Source organism: Actinocorallia sp. A-T 12471 (assembly GCF_033875155.1).
Lineage (GTDB): Bacteria > Actinomycetota > Actinomycetes > Streptosporangiales > Streptosporangiaceae > Actinocorallia.
In genome coordinates, this window is record NZ_JAWZTE010000011.1 from 88,011 (window position 1) to 106,702 (window position 18,692).

Consider the following 18,692-nt stretch of genomic DNA (forward strand, 5'->3'; position numbering starts at 1 on the left):
CTTCAGGGGGAAGTCATGGGATATGAGAAGAATGCTCGGGACCTGATGAGTCCCGGGGCGCGGACCATCGAGGGGCATGAAACGCTCGACCGCGCGGCGCAGCTCATGCGCGAGGAGGGCGTCGGGGCGCTGCCCATCGTGGGGCCTTCCGGGAGGTATGAGGGCATACTCACCGACCGGGACATCGTGCTCAAGTGCGTCGCCGAGGGGCACGACCCCGCCAAGGTGACCGCGTCCGACCTCGCGGGCGGCCTGTGGTCCTGCCCGCCGACCGCCACGGTCCAGCAGGCGCTGGAGATCATGGAGGAGCACCGCATCCGGCGGCTCCCCGTCATCGACGACAACAAGATCATCGGCATGATCAGCGAGGCCGACCTCGCCAAACACCTGCCCGACACCGAACTGGCCGAGTTTGTCCACCGAATCTACACAGGCACCTAACCCCTCTTCTTTCGCCGCAGTCCCTTCGGGACTGCGGCGAAAGCGTCCCTCGGGGACTGCGGGGTTAGGTGAAGTGGTGGCCGGCGTTTACGTCTAGGACGGCGCCGGTGGTGGAGGAGGAGGCGTCGCTGGCGAAGTGGAGGACTGCGCGGGCTACGTCTTCTTCGGAGGCGATTTTGCGTAGGGCCATGGCGGAGACGTCGCGGGCTCGGATCTGCTCGACGGGGACGCCTTCGGCGGAGGCGCGGGCGGCCATCCAGTCGTCGAGGACGGGGCTGGCGATCCAGCCGGGGGCGACGCAGTTCACGCGGACGCCGTCGGGGCCGAGTTCGTCGGCGAGGCAGTGGGACAGGAGGTGGACCGCGGCCTTGCCGGCGGCGTAGTCGCTGCGTCCCGCGTACCCGGCCCGGCTCGACATCGACGTGATGTTGACGATCGAGCCGGAGCCCTGCGCGACCATGTACGGCGCCACGTAACGGCAGGCCAGGAGGGTCCCGTAGGCGGCGATGTCCACGACCTCGCGCCACTTGTGCAGGTAGTCGGCGTCCATGTCGAGGACGTTCTTGCGGTGCGTGCCGGGGAACGCCGCGTTGACCAGCACGTCGATCCGCCCGTACCGCTCGTGCACGGCGGCGGCGAGCGCTTGGACGGCGTCGGGGTCGGTCACGTCGGTCGGGACGGCCAGCGCGCCGGTCTCGGCCGCGATCGCCGCAAGGGTCGCGGGGGTACGCGCCGCGACAGCCACCTTCGCGCCTTCGGCCGTCATAAGCCGCGCGAGGGTACGGCCGAGCCCAGGTCCGGCCCCTGTGACGATCGCGATCTTGCCTTCGAGCACCATGCGCGCACTGTACCAAGCGATTGCTTGTTTGGTACCGTGCGGACGTGGATCTCACCTTCACCCCCGCACATGACGCGCTGCGCGCCGAGGTCAGGCAGTGGCTCGCGGCCCACGTGCCGGCCGAGCCGCTCCCGTCCATGGACACCGCCGAGGGGTTCGCCAAGCACCGCGCCTGGGAGCGCGCGCTTGCCGAGGCCCGCCTGAGCGTCCCGTCTTGGCCCGCCGAGTACGGGGGCCGTGCCGCCGGACTCGTCGAATGGCTCATCTGCGAGGAGGAGTACTGGGCGTCCGGGGCGCCCGGCCGGGTCAGCCAGAACGGGATCTTCCTGCTCGCACCGACCCTCCTGCACTGGGGCACCCCCGAGCAGAAGGCGCGCTTCCTGCCGAAGATGGCCACGGCCGAGGAGGTCTGGGCGCAGGCGTGGTCCGAGCCCGAGTCAGGCAGCGACCTGGCCTCCCTGCGCGCCACCGCCACCCCCGACGGCGACGGCTGGCGGCTCAGCGGCCAGAAGACGTGGAGCTCACGCGCGGTCTTCGCCGACTGGGGCTTCGGCCTGTTCCGCTCCGACCCCGCCTCCGAGCGCCACCACGGCCTCACCTACTTCCTTTTCCCCCTCGACGCCCCCGGCCTCACCGTACGGCCGATCGCACAGCTCGACGGGGAGACCGGCTTCGCCGAGATCTTCTTCGACGACGTGTACGTGCCGTCCTCGCAGGTCCTAGGACAGGTCGGCAAGGGCTGGTCGGTGGCCATGGCGACGACGTCGTCGGAACGCGGCCTCACCCTGCGCAGCCCCGGACGGTTCCTGGCCGTTGCCGAAAGGTTGCTCGCCCTCGCCCGCGAGTCCGGCGACCAGACCCTCCAGGACGCCGCCGTCAGCGCCTGGTCCGACGCCGAGGCGTACCGCCTCTACACCTGGGCGGCAGTAGCGCGCTTGGAAGAGGGCATCGAACTCGGTCCGGCGTCGTCGCTGATGAAGGTGTTCTGGTCCGAGCTCGACCTGAAGCTGCACGAACTCGCGCTCGCGCTGCGCGGCCCCGACGCCGCGCTCGCCGACCGCTGGATGGACGGGTTCCTGTTCGCCCTCGCCGGGCCGATCTACGCGGGGACCAACGAGATCCAGCGCAACATCATCGCCGAACGAGTCCTGGGGCTGCCCCGATGAGATTCGCCTTCACCGACGACCAGCGGATGCTCGCCGCGACCGTCGCCGAGACCCTTGCCAAGTCGTGTCCGCCCGCGCTGGTGCGGGCCGCGCGCACCGATCCGGCAGTGCGGCGCGGCGAGGCGTGGGCCGCGCTCGCCGGGCTCGGCCTGCTCGGCGCGACGGTCCCCGAGGACCGGGGCGGCCTCGGCCTCACCGCGCTCGACACCGTGCTCGCCTGGGTGGAGGTCGGCCGCGCGTGCGCGCCGGGCCCGCTCGTCGAGACGGCCGTCGCCGCGCCGCTCCTGCTGCCCGAGGGCTCCCCGTGGCTCGCGCGCATCGCCTCGGGCGAGGCCGCCGCCTCGGTGCGCTGCGCCGAGAACCCGTACCTGCTCGACGCCGACGTCGCGGACCTGCTGCTCCTGCCCGAGGAGGCGACGGCGTCGCCGGTAGAGGCGTCTTCGGCCGACGGGACACGGCGGCTGTTCACCGTCCAGGGCGAGACGTCCCCGGGCGGGGCCGCCGCCGACCACGCGTCGGTCGCGGTGTCCGCGCAGCTGCTCGGGCTCGGCGACCACCTGCTCGACGCCGCCGTCGCCTACGCCGGGCAGCGCAGGCAGTTCGGCAAGGCGATCGGCTCGTTCCAGGCGGTCAAGCACCTGCTCGCGGACGTCTCGGTCGGGCTGCGCTTCGCCGAGCCGCTCGTCCACCGGGCGGCGTACTCGCTGGTCAACCCGGGTCCGGACACCGCGCGCGACGTGTCCGCCGCGAAGGTCGCCGCCGCCGAGGCCGCGCACCGGGCCGCGCGGGTCGCGCTCCAGGTGCACGGCGCGATCGGCTACACCGACGAACTCGACCTGCACCTGTGGCTGTCGCGGGTGTGGGCGCTCGTCCCCGCCTGGGGCGATCCGGCCTTCCACCGGGCGCGGCTGCGCGCCGCGCTGCTGGGGGCGCGGTGACGGGCGTCACCGTCGCCACCGACGTCGGCGGCACGTTCACCGACGTGGTGCTCGCCGGGGGCGACGGGCGCGTCCACGTCGTCAAGACCCTCACGACCCCGGACGATCCGGGCGACGGCCTGCTGCGCGGGGTCGCCGACGTGCTCGCCCTCGCGGGGGTCGCGCCGTCCGAGGTGACCCGGTTTGTCCATGCGACGACGCTGGCGACGAACGTCATCCTCGAGCGGCGCGGCGTGCCCGTCGCGTTCGTGACGACCGAGGGGTTCCGGGCGCTGCTCGCGCTCGGCCGGCAGGCGCGGGTCGAGGAGGAGCGGTTCGACCTCGGCTTCGCCCAGCCGGAGCCGCCCGTGCCGCTCACCCACACGTTCACCGTCGGCGGGCGGATCGACGCCTCGGGCGGCGAGGTCGCGCCGCTCGACGAGGCGGGCGCGGCGCGCGTCGCGGAGCAGATCGCGGGGCTCGGCGTCGCGGCGGTCGCGGTGTGCCTGCTGCACTCCTACGCCGAGCCCGCGCACGAAAGGCGGCTCGCGGAGATCCTGCGGGCGCGCCTCGGGGATGTCCCGGTTGTTCTGTCGAGCGATGTATGGCCGGAGATGGGGGAGTACGAGCGGGCGACGACAACGCTCATGTCGGCCTATGTCGGACCCGTCATGGACTCGTATCTGCGGCGGCTCACCGGACGGCTGCGCGACCTCGGGATCGGCGCGCCGGTCCAGGTGATGGAGTCGGCGGGCGGGGTGCTGCCGGTCGAACTCGCCGCGGCGCGGGCCGTCCACACCATCGAGTCGGGCCCTGCGGCGGGCGTCATCGCGGCCGCCGACGCGGGCGCGGCGCGCGGCCTCGCCGACCTCATCTCCTTCGACATGGGCGGCACCACCGCCAAGGCGGGGCTGGTGCGCGGCGGCCGTCCCGGCATCACCCACGAGTTCCAGGTCGGCGGCAAGGGCAGCTTCGGCGGGCGACGGCCGGGCTCCGGCGTGCCGATCAAGATCCCGGCCATCGACCTCGCTGAGGTCGGCGCGGGCGGCGGGTCGATCGCGTCGGTCTCCGGCGGGACGCTCAGGGTCGGGCCGCGCTCGGCGGGGGCAGACCCCGGGCCCGCGTGCTACGGACGCGGCGGCGTTGAGCCGACAGTCACTGACGCCAACCTCATCCTCGGCTATCTGTCGCCGGACGAGTTCGCGTTCCCGCTCTCGCGTGAACTCGCCGAGGAGGCGATGCGCAAGGTGGCCGACCCGTTGGGCGTCGATGTGGCGACGGCTGCGGCGGCCGTACACGACATCGCCAACGCGCAGATGGGAACCGCCGTACACGTCGTCACCGTACGGCGCGGCATAGACCCGCGCGGGTACACCCTCGTCGCGCTCGGCGGCGCGGCCCCGACGCACGCCGCGCGGCTCGCGGAGCGGTTCGGGATCACGCGGGTGCTGGTGCCGCCGAACTCGGGCGTCGGCTCGGCGGCGGGGCTGCTGCGGGCCGACCTGTCGGTCGAGCGGGCAAGGACGTTCCTGCGGCCTACTGCGTCGCTCACCGAGGAGGCCCTGGCCGGGCTCGCGGCGCTGCTCGACCATCTGGAGCACGTGGCACGCGCCGACCTGTCGGCTTCGACGGGAGGGGAGGTCAACCGGTCCGTCGGCGTCCGATTCATTGGTCAGGCGCATGCGTTCACCGTTGATCTGCCGCCCGGGCCGCTGACGACCGCGCTGATCGAGCACGTCACCGAGGACTTCTACAAGAAGTACGAGGAGTCCTACGGGATTCCTTTGCGGGACCCGGCCGAACTCACCACTGCGCGCGTACGCGTCACCGTAGAAGCGCCGCACCCTACGCCCGCGCCTATGGAGCTCGTACGAGCCGAGGAGACAGCTCGTGTAGTGCACCTCGACGGGGAGCGCCGGGAGATCCCCGCGCATCCCCGGGCGTCATGCCCGCCAGGTACGCCCCTGGAAGGGCCGCGCATCCTCACCGACGCCCAGTGCTCGGTCCTCGTCCCGCCCGGCTGGCGGGCCACCGCGACCCCCGAGGGCGCCACCCTCCTGGAACGCCTTCCCGCCGAACCCCTGGAGGCACGGTGAGCGACGACCTGACCGCCGAGATCCTGCGGAACGCGCTGTGCACGGCGGCCGAGGAGGCGAGCATCGTCGTCGTCCGGTCGGCCTACTCGACGTTCATCGTCGAGGGCGCGGACGCGGCGGCGGCCGTCCTGGACGCCGAGGGGAGGCTGATCGCGCACTCGACGTCGACCGCGATCATCCAGTGCGCGTCGCTGCGCAGCGCGCTGCCCTACCTGCTGCGGCGCTTCCCGGCCGCCGAGATGACGCCGGGCGACGTGTTCCTCATGAACGACGTCTACCAGGGCGGTATCCACGCCAACGACCTGCTGGTGTTCCGGCCGGTGTTCCGCGAGGGCAGGGCCGCGTACTTCACGGGGACCCTTATCCACGTGGCGGACCTGTCGGGCCTGTCGGCCGGGGGGATGGCTTCCGACGCTACCGATGTGTTCCTTGAGGGGGTTCAGCTTCCGCCCGTGCGGATCGCGACCTCGTCGGGGCTTGTTGACGACGTCGTCGCGATCCTTGCGGCGAACTCTCGGACGCCCGGGAAGCTCGTCGGGGACCTGCGCGCGCTTATCGCCGGAGCCAACGTCGCCGCAAGGCGGATCGAAGAACTGATCGACGTACGCTTCGCCGACGGGGTCGCGGCTTACCTCGCCGATACCGAGCGGCGTATGCGCGCGTCCTTGCGGGAGATACCTGACGGGACGTACAGCGGCTCGTACACGCTCGATGACGGGCTCACCGTACGCGTCGCCGTCACGCTTGACGATGGCGCGGCGACGATCGACTTCACCGGGACCGACCCCCAGGTGCCGCTGCCGGTGAACTCGGGCTTCTCCCAGACGTTGGGCGGGGTCATGTACGCGATCCGCTGCTACGTCGACCCCACGCTGCCGCTCAACGAGGGCTGCTTCGCACCCCTTGACGTCGTGATGCCCGAGGGCAGCCTTGTGCACTGCACGCGGCCCTACCCGGGCGGCGGACGGTTCGGGACCGTCGCGGCGGCGGAGGAGGCGATCTTCTCGGCGCTCACCAGCGCGCTACCGGGCCGGGGCGTCGCGGCGTCGGGAATCCTTCAGGGGTTCAGCCTGAGCGGCGTCGGGCGGCCCTGGCTGCACATGTCGTTCGACCTCGGCGGCATGGGCGCGGGCGCGCACCGCGACGGGCCCGACGCCACCGGCGCGCTGTTCGGCGGCGGGCGCAACATCATCCCGCAGACCGAACCCGTGGAGGCGCGGCTGCCCGTCCGGATCGAAGCCGTCGAGCTGATACCGGACTCCGGAGGCGACGGCTCCCGGCGCGGCGGCCTCGGCACGCGTACGGTGATCCGCCTTCTGGAGGACGCCCGCGTCGACACCAGGGGGGACCGCCTGCACCGGCCGCCTCCGGGCGCGGAAGGCGGGATGCCCGGGCGTCCCGGAGGCTACTTCCGGGAACTGGCCGACGGCACCCGGGAACCCCTCGACACCAAAGCGACCCGGCAGCCTCTACGCGCCGGTGAGGCGTTCGTTCTGGAGACGTCAGGCGGCGGCGGCTACGGGCCCCCGTCCGCCCGCGCCGAGGCCGACCGCGCCCGCGACCTCGCCGACGGCCGCACCACCCCGCCCACCCCCTGACCGACCCCGCACCCCGCGTCCCACCCCCGCACGTGTGGTCCGGAGTCCGCATCCGGGCCGCGCAGTCCGCACCCGTCAGGCCCGTGCCCCCGAAGTGGGGATTTCGGGGTCAGGAGGCACAGATGAGATTCGGTGTTCCGCTTGGGCTTGTTCATCCCGCGTTGTGGAAGGACCTCGCGGTCGAGGCGGATCGGCTCGGGTTCGACTCGGTGTGGATTCCCGAGCACCTTGTGTTCACGACTGACCTTTCCACGGCGAATTATCCGGGGACGTCCGATCCGGGGATCAACCCGAAGACCCCTCTGTTCGACGCGCTCGGGTACCTGTCCCATCTCGCGGCGGTGACCCGGCATGTGCGGCTCGGTACTGCCGTCTACCTGTACGGGTTGAGGCATCCGCTTATCAGCGCGCGCGCTTTCGCGACGCTGGACCAGCTTTCGGGCGGGCGCGCGATCGTCGGCGTAGGGAGCGGGTGGTACCGGGGCGAGTGGGACGCGGCGGGCGTCGACTTCCGCACTCGGGGGTCACGGCTTGACGAGGCGCTTGAGCTGTCGCGGCGGCTGTGGACCGAACCCGTCGTCGCGCACGAGGGCCGCCACTTCACGCTGCCCGAGGTCGCCTTCGAGCCGAAGCCCGTCCAGCCCGTCATCCCCGTCACCGTCGGCGGGGAGTCCGACGCCGCGCTGCGCCGCGCCGCCCGCAACGACGGCTGGATCAGCATGCCGCAGACCCTCGACGCCATCGCCCCCCGCCTCGCCCTCCTAGCGAAGCTCCGCGCCGAAGCCGACGTCGACCGCACCACCCGCCCCCCCTTCGAAACCACAGTCCACGCCTACTCCCTGGCCTCCCCCTCCGAAATCCCCTCCTGGCAGTCCCTGGGCGTAGACCGCCTCATCGTCCGCCCCTGGACCCGCTCCCGCGACGCCATAGCCTCCCTCGAGCCTTTCGCAACCGCCTACGGCATAACCCCACCCACCCCCTAACCCCCCGCCCCCCAAGACCGAACCCAAGTCCGCAAGACCGAACCCTGCACCCGAAGCTCCCGGCCCGACGGCCGCAGGCCGAACCCTGCACCCGGAGCCCGAACTCCCGGACCGACGGCCGACGGCCGAACTCCGCGCTCGAAGGCCGACGCCCGAACCCCGAGCCCTGCGCCCGAAGGCCGAACCCAGCACACGGGGGCCGAGCCCTGCGCCCGACGGCGGAAGCTTGCGCCCGACGGCCGAGCCCTGCTGCCGAAGGCCGAACCCAGCACTCGGGGCCGAGCCCTGCGCCTGACGGCGGAAGCTTGCGCCCGAACGCGGAACCTTGCGCCCGACGGCCGAGCCCTGCGGCCGAAGGCTGAACCCTGGGCTTGACGGCCGGAGGCCGAACTCTGCATCCGGAGGCCGAAGGCCGGAGGTTAAGGGGTTAGGGGGTTGAGGGGGGAGGTTATGCCGGTTAGGAGGGTGGTCAGGGCGGTGGCGGTGCCTTTGGCGGAGGGGTCGCCGGTGGAGAGGCGGCGGATGGCGAGGCCGTAGAGGAGGCTGACTACTACGGGGGCGTGGGTGGTGGGGTCGGGGACGCCCAGGGCGTCGAGGATGGCGGCGGCCAGGGCGTCGTAGGCGGCGACGGAGCGGGCGGCGGCGTCCTGGAGTGCGGGGTCGCGGGCGGCCTGGAGGTGCAGTTCGAGGGCGGCGATCTGCTCGCGGGTCCCGGCGAGCGCGACGATCGCGCGTTCGACCTCCTCGGCGGCCTCGCGCGGGGTGAGGGCCGCGCCCGCGAACGACAGCGCGAGCGCCGAGATCCGCTCGATCTCGACGTCGACGAAACGGGTGAGCGCGGCGTGCAGCAGGTCGCCCTGCGCGGCGAAGTGGTAGGTGAGCGTGCCGAGCGAGACCCCTGCCTCGGCCGCGACGAGCCGGTTGGTGACGGCGGCGACGCCGTGCTCGACGACGAGGCGCAGGGTCGCCCCGAGGATGCGTTCACGCGCGTCGTTCATGCGGCCATCCTCGCGCACTCGTCCGGCTCCGGGTCTTCCCCGGAAGGTACCGCCCAGTCTATCGTTCGTTCGAACGAACGAGGAGGCTGGAATGGGCGGATTCCCCGGGCTCGCCGAACAGGCCGAGCTTGTGGCCAGGGGCGGCGCGAGCGCGGCTGAGCTGGTCGAGGCGGCGTTGCGGCGCATCGACGAGGTGGACGGCCGCGTCGGCGCGTTCCGGGTCGTACGGGCCGAACAGGCGCTCGCCGAGGCCGCCGAGGCCGACCGCAGGATCGCCGCGGGGGAGCGGCTGCCGCTGCTCGGGGTGCCCGTCGCGATCAAGGACGACACCGACATAGCGGGCGAGACGACCCCGTTCGCCGTGCGCGGCGCGCACCGACCCGCCGTCCGCGACGCCGAGCAGGTGCGACGGCTGCGCGCGGCGGGCGCGATCGTCGTCGGCAAGACCCGGACGTGCGAGATCGGGCTGTGGCCGTTCAGCGAGTCGCCCGGGTTCGGCGCGGCACGCAACCCGTGGAAGCTCGGCTACACCCCGGGCGGGTCCTCGGGCGGGTCCTCGGCGGCCGTCGCGGCGGGCATGGTCGCCGCCGCCGTCGGCTCCGACGGGGCGGGCTCGATCCGCATCCCCGCCGCGTGGACCAACCTCGTCGGCGTCAAGCCGCAGCGCGGCCGCGTCTCCGGCTACCCGCACACCGACCCCTTCCACGGCCTGACGGTCTGGGGCCCCCTCGCCAGAACCGTCGAGGACGCGGCACTTCTCCTCGACGTCCTGTCCGGCAGCCACCCGGACGACGCATACCAGCTCGACCCTCCCCGCACCCCCTTCATCGACGCGACCCGCAAGGACCCCGGCAAACTGCGCATCGCAGTTTCGTTCAAGACGGCGTGGGGCGTTCCGGGAGGAATCGACCCCGAGGTGCGTGCCGCGATCGGACGGCTCGCGCGGGTACTCACCGACCTCGGCCACAAGGTCTTCCCCTTCGACCCCGACTACGGGCCCGTCGCGCTCGGCCTGGTCCCGCGCGGCACGTCGGGCGTCGCCGACTGGCTCGACGCGATGCCCGACCCGGAACCCGAGAAGCGCACCGAGGTCGAGGCGCGGATCGGGCGGCTCGTCGGACGCCGCCTTCTGCCGCTCGCCCGTCGTCTTGACCCGTACCTGCGGCACCGCGTAGGACGGGTCTTCGCCGCCGCCGACCTCGTCCTCACCCCGACGACCGCGCAGCTCCCGTCGCGCGTCGGCGCGTTCGACGGCGCGGGCTACCAGCGCACCCAGTCCGGCGTCGCGGCCCTGTGCCCGCTCGCCTGGCCCTGGAACGTGCTCGGCTGGCCCGCGATCAGCGTCCCCGCGGGCTTCTCCGCCGCCGGCCTGCCCATCGGCGCGCAGTTCCTCGCCCACGACAGCGACGAGCGCACCCTCCTCACCCTCGCCGCCCAACTCCAGGAAGCCGAACGCTGGCACGACAAGGCCCCGACCCTCTAGCGCGCGCTCTTCCCGTGGGGGACGCGTAAGGGCGTCTGCCTTGAGCGCGCTAGGAGGCGGCGAGGTTTTCCCGCAGGGTGACGGCGGGACAGTGAGTCCGCCTTGAGCGCGCTAGGAGGCTGCGAGTGCTTCCCGGAGGGTGACGTGGGATAGGGCGTCGGCCTTGAGCGCGCTAGGAGGCTGCGAGTGCTTCCCGGAGGGTGACGTGGGATAGGGCGTCGGCCTTGAGCGCGCTAGGAGGCTGCGAGTGCTTCCCGGAGGGTGAGGCGGGACAGTGAGTCCGCCTTGCGGGTGGTTTCGGGGAGGCGGTAGTGGGGGCTCAGGGCGAGGGTGAGGGTGACGGAGGAGCCCAGGTCGATGAGGTGGCCGGGGGAGACGTGGACGGGTCTGATGCCCGTCTGGGTGCGGAGGGTCCGGCCCACCTCGTCGCCGTCGAGGAGCAGCGGTGTGGACGCGCCGCGTTCGTCGCCCGGGAGGGTCGACGCGAGGAGCGGGGTCTTCGCGACGCCGAAGGACGGCCTTCCGGTGAGGAGTCCCAGGTGGCAGGCGAGGCCGAACCGCCGGGGGTGGGCCAGCCCGTGGCCGTCGCAGACGAGCACGTCCGGCTCGGTTCTGAGCGCGCGTAGGGCGGAGAGGAGGGAGGGCACCTCGCGGAACGCGAAGAGCCCGGGCACGTACGGAAAGGAAGGACGCTCCACGGATACCGCCTGGTCGACGACCGCGAAGGTCGCCGCGTCCAAGACGACGACGGCCGCCGCAACAAGGTCGTGCTCCTCGGAGTACGCCACATCAAGCCCCGCGACGGTCCTGGGTTCTGACTCCAGCGGCACGACCCTCAACCGGCCGCGCAGCTCCTCCTGCAACGCGACGGCTTCCTCCACAGACCCCGGCCCCGCGTACGCCTCACCGATCTCCACGCCCCGACCCTAGCCACCCACCCCCGCCAACCCCTTCCCTGCAGTCCCTTCGGGACTGCAGGGAACAAGCGCCGCCCACCCCCCTCGCAAGCTCGCAGAAGCCGCCGCTACCCCCGGCAATGCGGGGAGCGAGCGCCGCCCCGTCCCCTTGCAAGCCCGCAGAAACCGCCGCTACCCCGGCCCTGCGGGGAACGAGCGACGCCCCCCTCGCAAGCCTGCGGAAACCGGCGGTCCCCCGGCCCTGTGGGGAGCGGGCGCCGCCCCTGGCCTCTCGCGGAACTGCGGGAAGCGGCGGTACCCCGGCTCTGCGGGGAGCGGGCGATGCCACAGCCCTTGTGGGGGGCGCGCGGTGCGCCGGGCCTCTCGCGGGACTGCGGGAGGCGGCGTTGCCTCGGCCCCTGCGGGGAGCGGCGGTGCCCCGGCCCTTGGGGGGACGGGGTGGTGCCTCGGGCCTTGTGGGGAGCGGCGGTGCCTCGGGCCTTGGGGGACGGGGCGGTGCCTTGGGTCCTGTGGGGGGTGGCCTGGGCTTTGTGGGGTTAGTGGCCGGCGCCGGTGATCATGCCGCCGTCTACGACTATTTCGGCGCCGGTTACGTAGGAGGCGTCGTCGGAGACGAGGTAGGAGATGAGGCCGGAGACTTCGCGGGTCTTGCCGAGGCGGCCGAGGGGGAGGTTGGCGAGGAAGGCGTCGGCCTTGGGGGCGGCGTGGGCGACGACGTCGGGGTCGAGGGACATCGCGGTGAAGATGCCGCCCGGGTGGACCGAGTTGACCCGGATGTTGTATTTGCCGAGTTCGCGGGCCGCGGTCTTGGTGAGGCCCCGGACGCCGAACTTGCTGGCGCTGTAAGCGGAGTACCCGGCTGCCGAGACGAACCCCTCGGTCGAGCTGATGTTGATGATCGCGCCGCCGTTCTCGCGCATCGCCGGGATGACCGCCTTGATGCCGAGCCACTGGCCGACGAGGTTGATCTCAAGGACGCGCTGGAACTCGGCGAGCTCCATGTCCTCGATGGACTTCACCTTGATGACGCCCGCGTTGTTGACCAGCGCGTGCAGCCCACCGAACGTCTTCACCGCGACGGCCACCGCGGCGTCCCAGTCCTCGGCCTTGGTGACGTCCATGCGGGTGAAGACCGCGCTGTCGCCGACCTCGGCGGCGAGCGCCGCGCCCTCGTCCTCGAGGACGTCGCCGAAGACGACCTTCGCGCCCTCGGAGGCGAGACGGCGTACGTGGGCCTTGCCCATGCCGCGCGCCCCTCCCGAGATGAGGACGACCTTCCCGTCGAGCTGGCCCATCAGTGGTCTCCGTTCGGTTGCTGAGCTGTGTTCGGTCCGGCGGTCCGGCGCAGTGCGGCGGTCGCGGCGGAGATCGCGGACGCGGCGGCCTCCATGCCCCGGTACAGGGGCACGCCGCCTTCGCGCGCGGCGGCGCGGACGGCGTCCTCGACCCCTGCGGGCGCGCACTCGCCGTTGCGCAGCACGAGCGTTATCCGGGTGCGCGGTAGCGCGCGCTGGAGGTCGGCTATGGCGCGCGTGTAGGCGAGCAGTGGTTCGACGCTGTCGCCGAAGGTGAAGAAGCTCTGTGCGTTGACGTGCGCGACGACGTCGGGGTAGGCGCGGTGCTCGAGGATCGCGGTGACGGCCCTGGCGACGAGCGCGGGGTCGGCGCGCGGCCCGACCGGCGCCTCCAACGGGTTCGCCAGCGAGGTCCCCGCGCCGAGGCCCAGCGCGCGCAGCGCGGCGCGCGCCTCGGCGGGGAATCCGTCGAGCGTGAGGCCCGCCGCGTCGAAGGTGTCGGCGGCCAGGACGCTGGCCCCGCCCGACGGCCCGATCACCAGGACGCCTTCGCCGGGGGCGTCCCTTCCGGCGTGCTGGTCGAAGAAGTCGAGGACGCCGACGAGGTCGTCCTGGCTGGTGACGAGCGCGAGCCCGGTCTGCCGGGACAGCGCGGTCCACACCCGTCCGTCGCCGATCATCCCGCCGGTGTGCGAGGCGGCGGCCTGTCGCCCTTGCGCGCTGCGTCCTCCGACGAGCGCCACGACCGGTTTGGGACATCCCGCCAACGCGGCCCGCAGGGCGACGCCGTCTCTCGGGTCCTCAAGGTAGAGCCCGATGGCCGACGTCGAGGGGTCCTCGCCCAGGTAGGACAGAAGGTCGGCGGGCGTGACGTCGAGGCTGTTGCCGACGGTGGCGACCTTCGCGTACGCGAGGCCCCTGCGTTCGCCGACCTTGATGACCTCTCCTGCGAGCCCCCCGGATTGGGACACCACCGAGACGCTGCCAGGCGGCCCCTGCACGCCGCCGAGGAACGTCTGTCCTCCGGCGGGCGAGTACACGCCCATGCAGTTCGGCCCGAGCAGCCGCGTCCCCGACGGGATCGCCGCGAGCAGCGCGTCTTCGGCGGAGGAGTCGCCGGTCTCGCCGAAGCCTCCGCTCATCACCTGCACGAACGGAATCCCCGACGCCTGCGCGACGACCTCCGCGCACTGCGACGCGGGCACGGCGACGAGCGCGTAGTCCACGTCGGCTTCCGCGAGCGACTTAACACACGGAACGCCGTCTATAGACTCCGCTGTGGGGTGGACCGCGTAGATCGGCCCGGAGAAGACCTTCTGGTAGAACCCGAGGAACATGTTCCCGAAGTTCGGCTTCCGGGTGGACGCCCCGACGACGGCGACGGCACGCGGCGCGAAGAGTGCGTCGAATGTCACCTTTTGGTGAGCCGCCGAAGTGAACGTCTGGTGCGTCCCTTCTTGGGAGGGGACGGCCGCGGCGCGGTGGCTCGTCCCCTCTTCGCTTCCCGGGACAAGCCTGGCGTCCACCGCGATGACGCCGTCGGGCGAGCAGATCACCGGGTTCAGTTCGAACTCCGCGAATCCGGCGAACTCCGGCGAGTCAAGCGCGTCGGCGACGGCGAGGACCGTCTTGACCAGCGCGTCGACATCGACGCCCGGCCGTCCCCGATACCCCGCAAGGAGCGCCTTGCCGCGCAGTTCGCCCAGCATGTCGCGGACGTCCGCCTCGGTGACGGGCAGCAGCCGCAGCGCCGCGTCGTTCATCACCTCGGTGAGGACCCCGCCGAGCCCGACGAGCAGCACGGGACCGAACGCGGGGTCGCGGACCGCCCCGATGATCACCTCGACGCCCGGCGCGGCCTGTTCCTCGACGAGGAACCCCTCGGCGGGCACCCCGCGCGCGAGCATCGCGGCGGCGGCGTCGGCGGCGGCCTCGGCTGAGGCGTTGCCGAGCGCCACGGCCCCCGCGTCGCTCTTGTGCAGCAGCGCGGGCCCGTATGCCTTGACGACGAGCGGCGGCGTCAGCTCCGAGGCCGCGGCCCGCACGTCGCCGCCGACGGCCACGTGCGCGCCGCGCGGGACGCGCACGCCGAACCCGGAGACGAGCGCCTTGACCTCGTGTTCGGGCAGGTGCCCGGTGGAAGCGCGCCCCATCTAGCCGAGCACCCCGGCGAACTCGTCGCGGATGCCGCGGCGCAGCAGTTTGCCGGGTCCGCCCGATCCGTCGGTGGTGTGCGGGAGTTCGGCGGCGACGACGACGGCGTCGGGCACCTGGTGCGCGGGAAGCACCTCGGCAAGCGCGCTGAGAACCGAGTCGCCATCGAGGTCGACCCCGGCGCGCGGGACGACCGCGAGCAGGATCTTCTGCTCGGCCGCGCCGCCCTCGGCGTGCGCCGGGACGCCGACGGCCCCGGCCTCGGCCACGCCGGGCACCTCGACGGCCTTCTCCTCGATCTGCGCGGGCTGCGACCACTGCCCGCCCTTGAGGATCGAGTCGTCGCGCCGGCCCAGGACGGACAGGGTGCCGTCCTCGGTGATGATCCCGAGGTCGCCGCCGATGAACCACCCGTCGTGCAGGGACTCGGCGGTCTTCTCCGGGAGGCCGTCGTAGCCCGTCATGACGTTCGGGCCGGTCAGGTTGATCTCGCCGACCTCGCCGACGAGGCGCTCCCCGTCCGGGCCGGTCACCTTGACCGCGCAGCCCTTGCGGGCGCGTCCGGAGGCGGTGATGGGCTGCGAGCCGTCGTCCTGCCTGCCGAAGACCGTGTACGGCGCTTCTGTCTGCCCGTAGTACGAGTAGATGGCTGCGTCGGGGAAGCGGGCCTTGATGCGGTCGCGCAAGGCGGGCAGCAGGGGTTCCCCGCCGAGGATGATCGCGCGTAGGGACGACAGGTCGGCGCTCTCGTGGTCGTCGCTGCCCAGCAGCGCCGAGAAGAACGACGGGATCACCGACACGTGCGTAACGCGTTCACGCGGCACTACCTGCGTGAAGGTAGCGGGGCTCCAGTCCTGCTCAAGGACGAGCTTCTGTCCGGCGTAGAAGGCGGGCCCCACAAGGGCGGGGAAGCCGATGCCCCAGATGATCGCGCCGGTCCCGGTGACGGAGTCCTCGGCGGTGGCCACGTCGGTCCAGATCTGTGCGATGGAGATCGCGGAGAAGTGGGTGTGCACGACCGGCTTGGGCAGGCCGGTGGTACCGCTGGTGTAGAAGAGCGCCAAGGGGTCGGACCCGTACCCGCCGTAAGGCGGCTCGTCCTCGGACGCGCCCACGGCGAGCGCGTCAAGGTCGACGGCTTCCTCTCCGGCTCCGCCGACCTTGATCCACAGCTTCACGTTCGGCAGCGACCCGCGCACCTGCCCGACGAGCTCCTCGACCGTCGCGTCGTAGACGAAGACCGTCGCCTCGGACGCCTCGACGACCTTGCGGAGCGTGTCCACCGGCCAGTACGGGTTCAGCGCGGCGACGACCGACCCGATCTTCATCTGCGCGAGGTACACCTCGGCGACGTGCAGTGTCTCGTTCATCAGCGACGCCACCCGGACGCCGGGCGCGACGCCCGCCGCGAGCAGCGCGTGCGCGACCCGGTTGACGTTGCGGTTCAGCTCCTCGTAGGTGAAGGAGCGCGTGCCGCAGTAGGTGAGCGCGGTCTTGTTCGGGGTGCGCAGGGCGTTCGCCGTGAGGATGGCGTAGGCGTAGTTGGAGAACGGGGAGTGCGTCACAGCGGTCTCCTTTCCTGTCCGCGAAGCGGGGTGGGGGGCTTACAGGGCTGCGTAGACGACGAAGGGGTTCCCGGCCGGGTCGCGCAGAAGGGCGCGGACCTCGTGCGGCCCCTCTTCCGGCCCGCGTACGAGCTCGGCCCCCGCCTCGGTAAGGCGCGCGACGGTAGCGGGCACGTCCTCGACCTTGAAAGAGGCCGCGACGGCTCCGGCGAGGTCCTCCTCCGCGCCGACCAGCGCGAACGTCGTGCCGCCGCCGTCGAGGGCGGCGAAGCGGTCGCCGTCGGCGAACTTGACGGTGAGGCCGAGCCCGTCGCGGTAGAAGGCGACGGCCGCGCCGAGGTCCTTGGCGGGGTACATGACGTTGCCGATGCGGGTCACGCGGGTCTCCATGAGGGGATGGGGCCGAAGCCGGGGAGGTCGTCGAAGGCGACGCGGACGCGCATGCCGATCGCGGGTTCCGCGGCGTGCAGGCCGCCGAAGACGCGCGCGCCCTCGGCGAGGTCGATCCAGGCGACGGTGTAGGGCGGGTCGAAGCCCGGAAGGAACGTCCGGTGGACCGTGGTGAAGGTGTGCACGACGCCCTGTCCCGAGGTGGTCTCGAACGCGAGGTTCCGGCCGCCGCAGTAGGGGCAGGAAGCCTCAGGGAAGTGGACGAACCGGGTGCAGTCGGCGCACCGCTGCAACGCGAGTTCGCCCCGCCTGCAGGCCGCCCAGTAGGGCTCTGTCAGCGGGCTCGGCGCGGGGACGGGGCGTGCGGGGTCCATCGCGGCCAAACTAGCGCACGCTTGGTAGTCGGACAAGGGGCTACCCAAGCAAGCGCTAGGGCGCGTAGATTGCCAGGGTGCCCCTTGAACTCGCCGAACTCGCCGCTCCCGGCCGCACCGCGGTCCTGGTCATGGAAATGCAGCGCGGGGTCCTCGGAGACATCGCGAAGTTCCCCGAACTCCGGGAGATCTGCGCCGCGCGCGGCACCGTCACGGCCGCCGCGCGGGTGCTCGCCGCCGCGCGCGCCGCGGGCGTGCCCGTCGTGCAGTGCACCGCGGCCTTCCGCGCCGACCGCGCCGGCAGCCACACCGACAACACGCCGTTCCTGCGCAATCTGCTGCGCGATCCCGCGCACATGCTGGAGGGAACGGCGGCCGTCGAGGTGCTGCCCGAGCTCGCCGACCCGCGCGACCTGGAGAACCGCCGCTACCACGGCTTCACGCCCTTCACCGGGACCACGCTCGACCAGGTGCTGCGCTCCCTCGGCGTGAGCACCGTCGTCGGCGTCGGCGTCTCCTCCAACCTGGCCATCCCGGGCCTGTGCTCGGAGGCCGTCGCGCTCGGCTACCGGGTCGTCATCCCCGTCGACGCCGTCGCCGGCATCCCCGCCGAGTACGGCGACGCCGTCCTGGCCAACACGCTGTCGCTGCTCGCGACCCGCACGACCGCCGACGACCTGGCCAAGGCATGGTCCGAGGCCCCGACCGACGGAGCCGCCACGTGACCCTCGCCGGACTCGACCTGACCGGCCGCACCGCCCTGGTGACGGGCGGCGCGGGCGGCATCGGCCGCGCGATCTGCCGCGACCTCGCCTCCCTCGGCGCCCGCGTCATCGTCGCCGACCTCGACGCCGACGCCGCTGCGGCCTTCGCCAAGGAGCTCCCCGACGCCGTCGCCCTCCCGGTCGACCTCGCCGACCCCGACTCGATCGACGCCCTGGCCGGGCGCGCAGGACCCGTCGACGTCCTGGTCCACAACGCCGGGATCTCGATCGTCGAGCCGTTCACCGAGAGCGACCCGAAGCACTGGGACCTCATGTGGAAGGTCAACCTCCGCGCCCCCATGCAGCTCACCAAGGCGCTGCTTCCCGGCATGGTGGAGCGCGGCTGGGGACGGCTCGTCTTCGTCTCCAGTGACGGCGCACGCGCGGGCTCCGGAGGAGAGGGCGCGTATGGCGCGACCAAGGCTGGTCTGTTCGGCCTCGCCAAGACGCTCGCCCGTGAAGCCGCCAGAGGAGGGGTGACGAGCAACGTCGTCTGTCCCGGCCCGACCGACACCCCCATGGTCCGCGAGGTCGCCAAGGCGCACCCCGGGCTGCTCGACAAGCTCGCCAAGGGCATCCCGCTGCGCCGCATCGGCACCCCCGAGGACGTCGCGGGCCTCATCGCCTACCTCTGCACCGACAGGGCCGGGTACGTCACCGGCCAGACCCTGTCGGTCAGCGGCGGCATCACCATGCACTGACGCGTGTGGTCG

The 18,692-nt window shown here is 72.5% G+C and carries 17 protein-coding genes; 9 read left to right on the forward strand and 8 right to left on the reverse strand.

Translation table 11 applies throughout. The features are described 5' to 3' along the window. Positions 1 to 15: 15 nt before the first annotated feature. Positions 16 to 441 carry a CBS domain-containing protein gene (locus tag R9X44_RS26450; RefSeq protein WP_319816993.1) on the forward strand — a complete coding sequence of 142 codons (426 nt, stop codon included), beginning with the start codon at positions 16 to 18 and terminating at the stop codon, positions 439 to 441. 64 nt (positions 442 to 505) lie between these two features. Here the strand turns inward: R9X44_RS26450 and R9X44_RS26455 are convergent, their stop codons facing one another. Next, the gene (locus tag R9X44_RS26455; protein WP_319816994.1) at positions 506 to 1,279 is read right to left on the reverse strand and encodes an SDR family oxidoreductase; all 774 of its coding nucleotides are present in this window, start codon (positions 1,277 to 1,279) and stop codon (positions 506 to 508) included. A gap of 44 nt (positions 1,280 to 1,323) precedes the next feature. Between R9X44_RS26455 and R9X44_RS26460 the strand changes: the two genes are divergently transcribed. The 5 genes from R9X44_RS26460 to R9X44_RS26480 all read left to right on the forward strand — a co-directional run bounded on the left by R9X44_RS26460 (position 1,324) and on the right by R9X44_RS26480 (position 8,039). Then, positions 1,324 to 2,445 carry an acyl-CoA dehydrogenase family protein gene (locus tag R9X44_RS26460; protein ID WP_319816995.1) on the forward strand — a complete coding sequence of 374 codons (1,122 nt, stop codon included), beginning with the start codon at positions 1,324 to 1,326 and terminating at the stop codon, positions 2,443 to 2,445. After that, positions 2,442 to 3,383 (forward strand): acyl-CoA dehydrogenase family protein, encoded by a 942-nt coding sequence (locus R9X44_RS26465; protein ID WP_319816996.1) that lies wholly within the window; start codon positions 2,442 to 2,444, stop codon positions 3,381 to 3,383. The genes R9X44_RS26460 and R9X44_RS26465 overlap by 4 nt, the downstream gene beginning before the upstream one ends. Beyond that, positions 3,380 to 5,458, forward strand: coding sequence for a hydantoinase/oxoprolinase family protein (locus R9X44_RS26470; protein WP_319816997.1), 2,079 nt, complete (start codon positions 3,380 to 3,382; stop codon positions 5,456 to 5,458). The genes R9X44_RS26465 and R9X44_RS26470 overlap by 4 nt, the downstream gene beginning before the upstream one ends. After that, positions 5,455 to 7,056 (forward strand): hydantoinase B/oxoprolinase family protein, encoded by a 1,602-nt coding sequence (locus R9X44_RS26475; RefSeq protein WP_319816998.1) that lies wholly within the window; start codon positions 5,455 to 5,457, stop codon positions 7,054 to 7,056. Before R9X44_RS26470 ends, R9X44_RS26475 begins: the two co-directional genes overlap by 4 nt. A gap of 122 nt (positions 7,057 to 7,178) precedes the next feature. Beyond that, positions 7,179 to 8,039 carry a TIGR03619 family F420-dependent LLM class oxidoreductase gene (locus R9X44_RS26480; protein WP_319816999.1) on the forward strand — a complete coding sequence of 287 codons (861 nt, stop codon included), beginning with the start codon at positions 7,179 to 7,181 and terminating at the stop codon, positions 8,037 to 8,039. A gap of 419 nt (positions 8,040 to 8,458) precedes the next feature. Here R9X44_RS26480 and R9X44_RS26485 read toward each other — a convergent pair whose 3' ends face one another. Continuing rightward, the gene (locus R9X44_RS26485) at positions 8,459 to 9,037 is read right to left on the reverse strand and encodes a TetR/AcrR family transcriptional regulator (protein WP_319817000.1); all 579 of its coding nucleotides are present in this window, start codon (positions 9,035 to 9,037) and stop codon (positions 8,459 to 8,461) included. Between the two features lie 91 nt (positions 9,038 to 9,128). Between R9X44_RS26485 and R9X44_RS26490 the strand changes: the two genes are divergently transcribed. Then, entirely contained in the window at positions 9,129 to 10,520 is a 1,392-nt protein-coding gene (locus R9X44_RS26490; RefSeq protein WP_319817001.1) for an amidase, read from the forward strand. A 233-nt stretch (positions 10,521 to 10,753) separates the two neighbouring features. Here the strand turns inward: R9X44_RS26490 and R9X44_RS26495 are convergent, their stop codons facing one another. The 6 genes from R9X44_RS26495 to R9X44_RS26520 form a co-directional block, all read right to left on the reverse strand. Then, positions 10,754 to 11,437, reverse strand: a complete 684-nt coding sequence (locus tag R9X44_RS26495; RefSeq protein WP_319817002.1) for an endonuclease V — start codon at positions 11,435 to 11,437, stop codon at positions 10,754 to 10,756. A gap of 536 nt (positions 11,438 to 11,973) precedes the next feature. After that, positions 11,974 to 12,732, reverse strand: a complete 759-nt coding sequence (locus R9X44_RS26500) for a glucose 1-dehydrogenase (RefSeq protein ID WP_319817003.1) — start codon at positions 12,730 to 12,732, stop codon at positions 11,974 to 11,976. Beyond that, positions 12,732 to 14,885, reverse strand: coding sequence for an acetate--CoA ligase family protein (locus R9X44_RS26505; protein WP_319817004.1), 2,154 nt, complete (start codon positions 14,883 to 14,885; stop codon positions 12,732 to 12,734). The genes R9X44_RS26500 and R9X44_RS26505 overlap by 1 nt, the downstream gene beginning before the upstream one ends. Next, entirely contained in the window at positions 14,886 to 16,451 is a 1,566-nt protein-coding gene (locus tag R9X44_RS26510) for a class I adenylate-forming enzyme family protein (protein ID WP_319817005.1), read from the reverse strand. A gap of 39 nt (positions 16,452 to 16,490) precedes the next feature. Beyond that, positions 16,491 to 16,829, reverse strand: coding sequence for a VOC family protein (locus R9X44_RS26515; protein ID WP_319817006.1), 339 nt, complete (start codon positions 16,827 to 16,829; stop codon positions 16,491 to 16,493). Continuing rightward, the gene (locus R9X44_RS26520) at positions 16,826 to 17,215 is read right to left on the reverse strand and encodes a Zn-ribbon domain-containing OB-fold protein (RefSeq protein WP_319817007.1); all 390 of its coding nucleotides are present in this window, start codon (positions 17,213 to 17,215) and stop codon (positions 16,826 to 16,828) included. The genes R9X44_RS26515 and R9X44_RS26520 overlap by 4 nt, the downstream gene beginning before the upstream one ends. 77 nt (positions 17,216 to 17,292) lie before the next feature. Here R9X44_RS26520 and R9X44_RS26525 point away from each other — a divergent pair, with 77 nt between their 5' ends. Next, positions 17,293 to 17,940 carry an isochorismatase family protein gene (locus R9X44_RS26525; RefSeq protein WP_319817008.1) on the forward strand — a complete coding sequence of 216 codons (648 nt, stop codon included), beginning with the start codon at positions 17,293 to 17,295 and terminating at the stop codon, positions 17,938 to 17,940. Beyond that, positions 17,904 to 18,680 carry an SDR family NAD(P)-dependent oxidoreductase gene (locus R9X44_RS26530; protein WP_413774989.1) on the forward strand — a complete coding sequence of 259 codons (777 nt, stop codon included), beginning with the start codon at positions 17,904 to 17,906 and terminating at the stop codon, positions 18,678 to 18,680. Before R9X44_RS26525 ends, R9X44_RS26530 begins: the two co-directional genes overlap by 37 nt. The last annotated feature ends 12 nt before the right edge of the window (positions 18,681 to 18,692 follow it).